Origin of the sequence: Mesorhizobium sp., assembly GCF_004962925.1 — a bacterium.
Lineage (GTDB): Bacteria > Pseudomonadota > Alphaproteobacteria > Rhizobiales > Rhizobiaceae > Mesorhizobium.
Map to the genome: position 1 here is coordinate 1 of NZ_SUEO01000237.1, position 9,601 is coordinate 9,601.

The 9,601-nt window shown below is 61.1% G+C and carries 8 protein-coding genes and 1 pseudogene; 6 read left to right on the forward strand and 3 right to left on the reverse strand.

What is annotated here, in order from left to right; genetic code table 11:
• The 4 genes and pseudogenes from E5W87_RS30440 to E5W87_RS30455 all read left to right on the forward strand — a co-directional run.
• Positions 1-245: pseudogene (locus E5W87_RS30440) on the forward strand (RluA family pseudouridine synthase); the annotation flags it as partial.
• Positions 246-294: 49 nt separating this feature from the next.
• On the forward strand, positions 295-1,170 hold the full coding sequence (locus E5W87_RS30445) for a DMT family transporter (protein WP_292406137.1): 876 nt from the start codon (positions 295-297) through the stop codon (positions 1,168-1,170).
• An 11-nt stretch (positions 1,171-1,181) separates the two neighbouring features.
• On the forward strand, positions 1,182-1,973 hold the full coding sequence (locus tag E5W87_RS30450; RefSeq protein WP_292406125.1) for an ATP12 family chaperone protein: 792 nt from the start codon (positions 1,182-1,184) through the stop codon (positions 1,971-1,973).
• 165 nt (positions 1,974-2,138) lie between these two features.
• The gene (locus E5W87_RS30455; RefSeq protein ID WP_292406128.1) at positions 2,139-4,028 is read left to right on the forward strand and encodes an MFS transporter; all 1,890 of its coding nucleotides are present in this window, start codon (positions 2,139-2,141) and stop codon (positions 4,026-4,028) included.
• A 90-nt stretch (positions 4,029-4,118) separates the two neighbouring features.
• Here the strand turns inward: E5W87_RS30455 and E5W87_RS30460 are convergent, their stop codons facing one another.
• Positions 4,119-4,313: a DUF2735 domain-containing protein gene (locus E5W87_RS30460; RefSeq protein ID WP_202362970.1), complete on the reverse strand. Its 195-nt coding sequence runs from the start codon at positions 4,311-4,313 to the stop codon at positions 4,119-4,121.
• A 317-nt stretch (positions 4,314-4,630) separates the two neighbouring features.
• Here E5W87_RS30460 and E5W87_RS30465 point away from each other — a divergent pair, with 317 nt between their 5' ends.
• Positions 4,631-5,668 (forward strand): glutamine synthetase beta-grasp domain-containing protein, encoded by a 1,038-nt coding sequence (locus E5W87_RS30465; protein ID WP_095488579.1) that lies wholly within the window; start codon positions 4,631-4,633, stop codon positions 5,666-5,668.
• A 143-nt stretch (positions 5,669-5,811) separates the two neighbouring features.
• Here E5W87_RS30465 and glnA read toward each other — a convergent pair whose 3' ends face one another.
• Together glnA and E5W87_RS30475 are read right to left on the reverse strand one after the other, a co-directional pair.
• Positions 5,812-7,221: a type I glutamate--ammonia ligase gene (glnA, locus tag E5W87_RS30470; RefSeq protein ID WP_292406131.1), complete on the reverse strand. Its 1,410-nt coding sequence runs from the start codon at positions 7,219-7,221 to the stop codon at positions 5,812-5,814.
• A 54-nt stretch (positions 7,222-7,275) separates the two neighbouring features.
• On the reverse strand, positions 7,276-7,614 hold the full coding sequence (locus E5W87_RS30475) for a P-II family nitrogen regulator (protein ID WP_006205430.1): 339 nt from the start codon (positions 7,612-7,614) through the stop codon (positions 7,276-7,278).
• Between the two features lie 401 nt (positions 7,615-8,015).
• Between E5W87_RS30475 and E5W87_RS30480 the strand changes: the two genes are divergently transcribed.
• Positions 8,016-9,548 (forward strand): NAD(P)H-hydrate dehydratase, encoded by a 1,533-nt coding sequence (locus tag E5W87_RS30480; protein ID WP_292406135.1) that lies wholly within the window; start codon positions 8,016-8,018, stop codon positions 9,546-9,548.
• The last annotated feature ends 53 nt before the right edge of the window (positions 9,549-9,601 follow it).

The following is a 9,601-nucleotide window of genomic DNA, read 5'->3' on the forward strand; positions in this document are numbered from 1 at the left end:
CTCACCAGCTTCGCGTCCATGCGGCTCACATCGGCTGCCCGATCATCGGCGACCCGAAATATTTCGAGGCCGACACCAATTGGGATTTTCCCGGCGGCATGCAGAACCGCTTGCATCTGCACGCGCGCCGCATCGTTATCCCGCATCCCGACAAGGGTTTTATCGACGTCACCGCACCGATGCCGCCGCATATGCGCCAGAGCTGGAACCTGATCGGCTTCGACGACGCGAGCGCGGAGGACTAGGCCCGTGGGTATCGCCACCGACACGCTCGACCGCCGCGACACGGTCGACATGGCGGCCGCCGCAATCATGGTCGGCCTGACCTTTTCCTGGGGGCTCAATTACGTCGCCGCCAAGATCTCCTATGCCGGCTACGATCCCGTTTTCCTGTCGATCGCACGGTCGGTCATTGGCGGCGTGTGCGTTCTCGTCTGGTGCCGCTGGCGAGGCATTGTGCTTTTCATGCGCGACGGAACGCTTGTCGCCGGCATTCTGGCAGGCGCGCTTTTTGGTCTCGAATTCCTGTTTCTCTATGTCGGGCTCGAACAGACGACCGTCGCGCGCAACACCTTGCTGGTCAATACCATGCCGTTCTGGGTGCTGGTCGGCGGGCATTTCCTGCTGGGCGAACGCATCACAGTGCGCCGCCTCGTCGGCCTTCTGCTCGCTTTCGCCGGATTGGTCGCGGTGTTCTCCGACCAGTTGAGCGCCGATAATGGTGCGACATTGACCGGTGACCTGCTCAGTCTCGGCGCCGGCATTCTCTGGGCCTTGACCTACATCGTCATCAAGCGGACGAAATTGGCGGAAACGAGCGCCGAGAAATTGCTGCTCTACCAACTGGCCGGCGCTGCCGTGGTCGGCGCCTTGGTGCTGCCTTTCGCCGGGTCGCCCGTCCGCGACTTCGCCGCCTTGCCGACCTTGGCTCTGCTTTTCCAGGCGGTCTACATCGTTGCGTTCACCTATGTGCTGTGGTTCTGGCTGCTCAGGCGCTATCCGGCATCGGGCCTGTCGAGCTTCACCTTCCTGTCGCCGGTGTTTGGCGTTCTGTGCGGCGCCATCTTCTTGAACGAGCCGCTGACCGTCCGTATTTTCCTGGCACTCGGCCTCATCGCAGCCGGCCTGATCATAGTGAACCGGCCAGCCCGAAAACAGATCCCCGGATGAAAGGCTCCGGCATGCGCGATATTCTCAACGACCTCGAAGCGGGAAAGCAGCTTTCCGATCCGGACCCGGTGCGGCGTGCGCAGATTCAGATGAAGACGCACCTGCCGAAACGCTTCTACAAAGTCGTTTCGGTCGCACCAGCCGAGAATGGTTTTGCGGTTCATCTCGATGGCAAGCCGGTCCGCACGCCGGGCAAGGCGCCGCTGGTGCTGCCGACCGAAAAAGCGGCCGCTCTGGTCGCCGACGAGTTCGCCGCACAAGGTGAGACCATCGACCCGGTGACGATGCCGGTCATGCGTCTGGTCAATACGGCCATCGACGGCGTCGCCAGCGACCCGCAGGCGGTGCTGGAGGACATCCTGCGCTTTGCCTCGTCCGATCTGCTCTGCTATCGCGCCGAGGCTCCACAGGGGCTGATCGACCGGCAGAACGAACATTGGGATCCCATCATCGATTGGGCGCGGAGCGCGCTCGGCGCCCGTTTTCACCTCGCTGAAGGGGTGATCCATGTCGAGCAGCCGCGCGAGAGTATCGCGGTGCTCGGTGTTCATCTTGCCCAGCGTGCCGATCCGTTACGGCTAGCGGCCATCCATGTCGTGACGTCGCTAACGGGATCGGCTCTGCTGGCGCTGGCCGTCGATTTCGGCGAGATCGACGGCGACGCGGCCTGGACTGCCGGCCATGTCGACGAGGATTGGCAGGCCGAGCATTGGGGCCATGACGCGGAAGCTGTCGCCCGCCGCGCGGCCCGCAAGCGCGACATGATGGCCGCCGTCGGCCTTATCGAGGCGCTCAAGGCCTGACCGCCATCGCCGCCCGCATTGAACCAAAGTCATAATCCCAAAGGCGGGCTGCCTCTGGGCAGCGCTTTCTGTCATTTCTCGCGGCGATAGCTGCCCGAGTTCGTGTCCAGAGGCACGACACCGCGCCGCATCAAGCACAGCGAGATATCACGGGAGGACGAATTCATGGTAATGGCAGCGACCGCCGGCAGGGCAAGTCGCGGTATGACGCGGGAAGAGAAGAAAGTCATCTTCGCTTCCTCGCTCGGCACCGTTTTCGAATGGTATGATTTTTATCTCTACGGCACTTTGGCGGCCGCGATCGGCTCTACGTTCTTCACTCAGTATCCCGAAACAACGCGCAACATCTTCACGCTGCTGGCCTTCGCCGCGGGCTTCCTCGTGCGCCCATTCGGGGCGCTGGTGTTTGGCCGCATCGGCGATCTCGTCGGCCGTAAATACACCTTCCTCGTCACCATCCTGATCATGGGTCTGTCGACCTTCCTGGTCGGCATACTTCCTGGCGCGGCCAGTTGGGGCATCGCGGCGCCGATCATCCTGGTTGCGCTGCGCATGCTGCAAGGCCTGGCGCTCGGTGGCGAGTATGGCGGTGCTGCGACCTACGTCGCCGAGCACGCACCCGACGATCGTCGTGGCTTCTACACGTCGTGGATCCAGACGACAGCCACGCTCGGCCTGTTTCTGTCGCTGATCGTCATCCTGATCGTGCAGAATTCGCTGAGCAAGGAAGACTTCGCGGCCTGGGGCTGGCGCATACCGTTCCTGGTCTCTGCGGTCTTGCTGGGCATTTCGGTCTGGATACGCCTGTCGCTTGCCGAATCGCCGACATTCCAGCGGATGAAGGACGAAGGTAAGGGCTCCAAGGCGCCACTGACCGAAGCGTTCGGGCAGTGGAAAAATGCCAAGATCGCCATTTTGGCGCTTCTCGGCCTTACTGCCGGCCAGGCCGTGGTTTGGTACAATGGGCAATTCTACGCGCTGTTCTTCCTGCAGAACGTGCTCAAGGTCGACGGCCAGTCGGTCAACATCATGATCGCCATCGCGCTGGCGCTCGGCACGATCTTCTTCGTCGTGTTCGGCTGGCTCTCCGACAAGATTGGCCGCAAGCCGATCATCATGGCGGGCCTGGCGCTGGCGATCGTCACCACCTTCCCGCTGTTCAAGGCGCTGACCTGGGCAGCCAACCCGGCGCTCGCCACTGCGCAGCAAAACACCCGTGCCACGATTACCGCTGCGCCTGGCGACTGCAAGTTCCAGTTCAATCCAACCGGAACGCGCAAGCCTCTCACATCGTGCGATATCGCGACGGACTTCCTTGCCAAGAGCTCCGTGCCATACGACATTGTCACGACGGCGGCAGCGGGGACCGCGGCTAGTGTCAAGATCGGCACCGAAACCGTGGTGTCGTATGATGCCGTGGCAGCCGCAGACAAGGCAACTTCAAGCGATGCCGCCTTCAAGAAGGCAATCAACATTGCGTTGCAGGACAGTGGCTATCCGCTGAAGCGTGCTGCGGCCAAGGTCGCCGACCAGAAGCTTGACGCCTTCGTCGCGGCCAATCCGGAACTGAAGCTCGACGCCGCCGCCATCCGCGCCGGCGACAAGACGACGGTTGTGGCCGACCAGGCGATCAAGGACAAGCTGCTGACGGCCGATGAGGCCGCGGCGGGAGCGCCCGAGATCACCGTCTACAACGTCCCGGGAGCGGGCGCCTTTGCGATGTTTGCCGACCCTGAACAGGTCAGCTGGGCAAAGGTCATCGGCATCCTGTTCATCCTGGTCCTTTACGTGACCATGGTCTACGGACCGATCGCCGCGATCCTGGTCGAGATGTTCCCGACACGCATCCGCTATACCGGCATGTCGTTGCCCTATCACATTGGCAATGGCTGGTTCGGGGGCCTGCTGCCAGCAACGGTGTTCGCGCTCAGCGCCTACAAGGGCGATATTTATTACGGCCTCTGGTATCCGGTGGTGATCGCGGCGATGTCGCTGATCATCGGCATGATCTTCGTCAAGGATACGTTGGGAACGAACTTGCACGCCAAGACCTGATCCTGGCCTGACAGCAAAAATGAAAAGCCCGGCGCGAGTGATCGCGCCGGGCTTTTCAATTCGTCGGAAGCGAGGCGGAAGGAAGGGCTTTTAGCTCTTCCGCTCCTGTTTCTCTTCCTCGATGGCCGCTTCGTGATACCAGCCGCTTCCGAAATCCGTACGGTTGCGCAATGAAGCAAGTTCTGCCGCGAACTTAGCCTTTCCGCTTAAATTTGAGGCAGAAGCGCGCGCTGCCACCGGGAACATCAGAATTTTGGCCGACTGACGGGTAGGGGTGATTTCCATTGTCGGTCTCCTTTCTTCTGCAGAGCCTTGCCGATTCAATCTTTCCCGAAGATAGGTTCTGCAATCCAGTTAGGCAATATGATTATAAAAAGATCAGTAACTGCCAATTATTTATACAAAACATGCTTGTGATTGATCCGGACGCATAGCGATGACGACGCAACGAATTTGTCGGGATGCGGCGTCAGTTTTGTCGCATCCTTTGCCGGTGAAAATGGCACACGAATTGCTTTTTAATAATCCGGCAGGTCGGCTGCAGGGTGGCTGGCACGCCGGCGCCGTCCAAGGTTCGGTGATCAAAGCAACGAGAGGCTAGAATGACGAAATACAAGCTCGAGTACATTTGGCTCGATGGATACACTCCGGTTCCCAACCTTCGCGGAAAGACGCAGATCAAGGAATATGCCGAGTTCCCGACGCTCGACCAGCTTCCGCTGTGGGGCTTCGACGGTTCTTCGACCATGCAGGCTGAGGGCCACTCGTCCGACTGCGTGCTGAAGCCGGTCGCCATCTATCCGGATCCCGCGCGCACCAATGGCGTGCTCGTCATGTGCGAAGTGATGATGCCGGACGGCGTGACGCCGCATGCATCCAACAAGCGCGCCACCATCCTCGATGACGAGGGCGCCTGGTTTGGCTTCGAGCAGGAGTATTTCTTCTACAAGGATGGTCGCCCGCTCGGCTTCCCCGAGAGCGGCTACCCTGCGCCGCAAGGCCCGTACTACACCGGCGTCGGCTACAGCAATGTCGGCAGCGTCGCCAGGCAGATCGTCGAGGAGCATCTCGACCTCTGCCTTGCCGCTGGCATCAACCATGAAGGCATCAACGCCGAGGTCGCTAAAGGCCAGTGGGAATTCCAGATTTTCGGCAAGGGCTCCAAGAAGGCCGCCGACCAGATGTGGATGGCCCGCTACCTGATGCAACGCCTCACCGAGAAATACGGCATCGACATCGAATATCACTGCAAGCCGCTCGGCGACACCGACTGGAATGGCTCCGGCATGCACGCCAATTTCTCGACCGCCCATATGCGCGAAGTCGGTGGCAAGGCCTATTTCGAGGCGCTGATGGCAGCCTTCGACAAAAACCTTATGGATCACATCGCCGTCTATGGCCCGGACAACGACAAGCGTTTGACCGGCAAGCATGAGACCGCGCCATGGAACAGGTTCAGCTATGGCATCGCCGACCGCGGCGCCTCGATCCGCGTGCCGCATTCCTTCATCAACAATGGCTACAAGGGTTATCTCGAGGATCGCCGCCCGAACTCGCAGGGCGACCCCTACCAGATCGCTTCCCAGATACTGAAGACGATCGCCAGCGTGAGCACGGCCGAGAAGAAGGCCGCGGCCTGAGCATTCGTCATGGCGTGGACGCCTTCCGTCTGCGCCGTGACCACTGCTTGTCATGCCGGCCCTTGCCGGGGATGACAGCGCAAACAAAAACCCCCGCCGGATCGCTCCGGCGGGGGTTTTTGTTTGTCCCTTAGCCGATCCGATCAGACCGAATAATACATGTCGTACTCGACCGGATGCGGGGTCATTTCGAAGCGCATCACTTCGGCCATCTTGAGCTCGATGTAGCTGTCGATCTGGTCGTCGTCGAACACGCCGCCGGCCTTCAGGAAGCCGCGGTCCTTGTCGAGGCTCTGCAAGGCTTCGCGCAGCGAGCCGCAGACGGTCGGAATCTTCTTCAGTTCCTTCGGCGGCAGGTCGTAGAGATCCTTGTCCATCGGCTGACCGGGATGGATCTTGTTCTTGATGCCGTCGAGGCCGGCCATCAGCATGGCGGCAAAGGCGAGGTAGGGGTTCGCGCCCGGATCGGGGAAGCGGACCTCGACGCGCTTGGCCTTCGGCGACGAGCCGAATGGAATGCGGCAGGAGGCAGAGCGATTGCGGGCCGAATAGGCGAGCAGCACCGGCGCTTCATAGCCCGGCACCAGACGCTTGTAGGAGTTGGTAAGCGGGTTGGTGAAGGCGTTGATCGCCTTGGCGTGCTTGATGATGCCGCCGATGTAAAACAGGCAGCTCTCCGAGAGGCCGGCATATTCATTGCCGGCGAAGGTCGGCTTGCCGCCCTTCCAGATCGACTGGTGGACGTGCATGCCCGAGCCGTTGTCGCCGAAGACCGGCTTCGGCATGAAGGTGGCCGTCTTGCCGTAGGCATTGGCGACCTGGTGTACGACATACTTGTAGATCAGCATCTTGTCGGCGTTGCGGACCAGCGTGTCGAACTTGATGCCGAGTTCGTGCTGGGCAGCGGCGACTTCGTGGTGATGCTTCTCGACGCGCACGCCCATCTCGGCGAGCACGGTCAGCATCTCCGAGCGCATGTCCTGCGCCGAATCGATCGGCGGCACCGGGAAATAGCCGCCCTTGATGCGCGGACGGTGACCGAGATTGCCCGTCTCATAGTCGGTGTCGTCGTTGGACGGCAATTCGGTGGAGTCGAGCTTGAAACCGGTGTTGTACGGGTCGGCCTTGTACTTGACGTCGTCGAAGACGAAGAACTCGGCTTCCGGGCCGACGAATATCTGATCGCCGATGCCTTCGGCCTTCATGTAGGCTTCGGCCTTCTTGGCGGTGCCGCGCGGGTCGCGGTTGTAGGACTCTCCAGAGATCGGATCGAGGATGTCGCACAGGATGACCATGGTCGACTGTGCGAAGAACGGGTCCATATGCACCGTCTCGGTATCGGGCATCAGAACCATGTCGGACTCGTTGATCGCCTTCCAGCCAGCGATGGAGGATCCGTCGAACATGACGCCGTCGGCAAACATGTCTTCCTCGACCTCAACGACATCCATCGTCACGTGCTGCAGCTTGCCCTTCGGATCTGTGAAGCGCAGGTCAACGAATTTCACGTCGTTGTCCTTGATCTGCTTCATGATGTCTTTGGCTGTCGTCATGTCATGTTTCCCTGTCTGATGACGTTTCGAGGAGATGATCTGAAATCAGAAACCTCAGACCGCGTCCATCCCTGTTTCGCCGGTGCGGATGCGCACGACTTCCTCGATGTTGGAGACGAAGATCTTGCCGTCGCCGATGCGGCCGGTCTGGGCGGCCTTTCGGATGGCTTCGATCGCGCCTTCGACTGCGTCGTCGCCGAGCACGACCTCGATTTTCACCTTGGGCAGAAAATCGACAACATATTCGGCGCCGCGATAGAGTTCGGTATGGCCCTTCTGACGGCCAAAACCCTTGGCCTCCGTAACGGTGATGCCTTGCAGCCCGGCCTCCTGAAGCGCTTCCTTCACTTCGTCTAGCTTGAACGGCTTGATGATCGCTTCGATCTTTTTCATGTAAAAAGTGGCCTCCACTGCCAAAAAAGACGGGTTGTGAGCCCCGCTTGCGCCTCCTTCAAGCACGAACTGTGCCAATTTGAGGGGATTCGAAGCGGTATCACGCGATTTCGATGCCATGCCGCGTCAGGATGTGATTTCGCGTCATTCGCTGCGTTGGATGCGTCATGGATACTGGGAACCTACACATTGTCAGTGCTCCCGTCCGCACAATAATTGAGCATATAGCGCACTTTGCAGGCAATTGTGTTTCGGCGACGCCATTGTCCCCAACGATGTGCTTACAGATTACGCCATCTCGGCACCCGTTTGCTTCGAACCGAAAACTGGACGATCTTTGAACACAAGGACCGGGGTTTGAACACAAGGATCGGGCTTCAGCCAATGCGTATCGGCAATCCATGAACAGCGAACTTTTGTCTCCGGCCGAGATGACCGAGGCCGATCGGCTGGCGATCGCCACCGGCCCATTCGACGGCATTGGCCTGATGCGCAATGCAGGTGCCGCGGTCTCTGCGGTGGTGCTCGCCCATTTTCCAGCTGCCAGACGGGTCCACGTCCTGTGCGGTCCCGGCAACAATGGCGGCGACGGCTACGTCGTGGCCAGCTTGCTGCATGACAGCGGCGTCGACGTAACCGTGTGGGCATCCGGCTCACCTAGGACTGGCAGCGATGCAGCGCTCGCTGCCCTGGAATGCCCGGTCGAACCGAGGCCGCTGTCGGTGTTTGTTGCCGAAGCAGATTCGATCGTTGTCGACGCGCTCTATGGGGCAGGGCTGTCCAAGCCGCTGTCCGGCGATGCCGCCAGGGCGGTCGAGGTCGCGACAGAACTCAACCTGCCAATCGTCGCGGTCGATCTGCCCTCAGGCGTGTCAGGCGAGAGCGGCCAGAGTCTCGGCCAGGCATTCCGTGCCCGGGTCACGGTGACGTTTGCGCGAAAAAAGCCCGGCCATCTGCTGTTGCCTGGGCGCGAGATGTGCGGTGAGCTGGTGCTTGCCGACATCGGCATCGGCGACGGGATCATTGCGCAGCTTGAACCGCGGACATTCGAGAACACCCCGCCGCTTTGGATCGGGGATTTCCCGGTTCCAGCCGTCGATGCTCATAAATACCGGCGCGGCCATGTCGGCGTCTTTTCCGGCGGGCCATCGGCGACGGGTGCCGCACGGCTGTCGGCGCTTGCCGCGGCCAGAAGCGGGGCAGGGGCGGTGACCGTGCTGTCGCCAACGAACGCGCTGCAGGTAAATGCCGCGCATCTGACCTCGATCATGCTGCACAAGAGTGACAGCGTTGCGGACGTACTGGAATTCATCGGCAGCCGCCGGCCGTCGGCCTTCGTCCTCGGACCCGGATTTGGCGTTGGCGAAAAAACACGTGATTTTGCCCTCGGCGTGCTGGCCACCGGGCAGCGGCCAGACGGCAGGGTCGACGGGCTGGTGCTCGATGCCGATGGCATCACTTCGTTTCGCGATACGCCGAACGCTTTGTTCGAAGCCGCCCATCGTTCGAACGCGCCGGCGCTGGTGCTGACGCCGCATGAGGGCGAATTCGCCAGGCTGTTTCCGGACATCGCCGGAGACAAGAACCTGTCCAAACTGGCCAAGGCGCGCACTGCCGCCGAGCGCGCCGGCGCCATCGTCGTCTACAAGGGCGCGGACACGGTGATCGCAGCGCCCGATGACAGAGCAGCGATCAACGGCAATGGCGCGCCGTGGCTGGCGACCGCCGGTTCGGGCGACGTGCTGTCGGGCATCATCGCCGGTTTCCTGGGGCAAGGCATGCCGGCTTTCGAAGCCGCCTGCGCGGCGGTCTGGATTCATGCCGAGGCCGGCAGCCGTTTCGGACCAGGGCTGATCGCCGAGGACTTGCCGCTGGCGCTGCTGCCGGTGCTGCGCGAGCTTGCCAAACGTCGCAACGAGGTGACTGCTGGATGAATCGCTGGGTCGCGCTGCTAGCCGCAGTCTTCATCGCCGTTTTCATGGCGCAC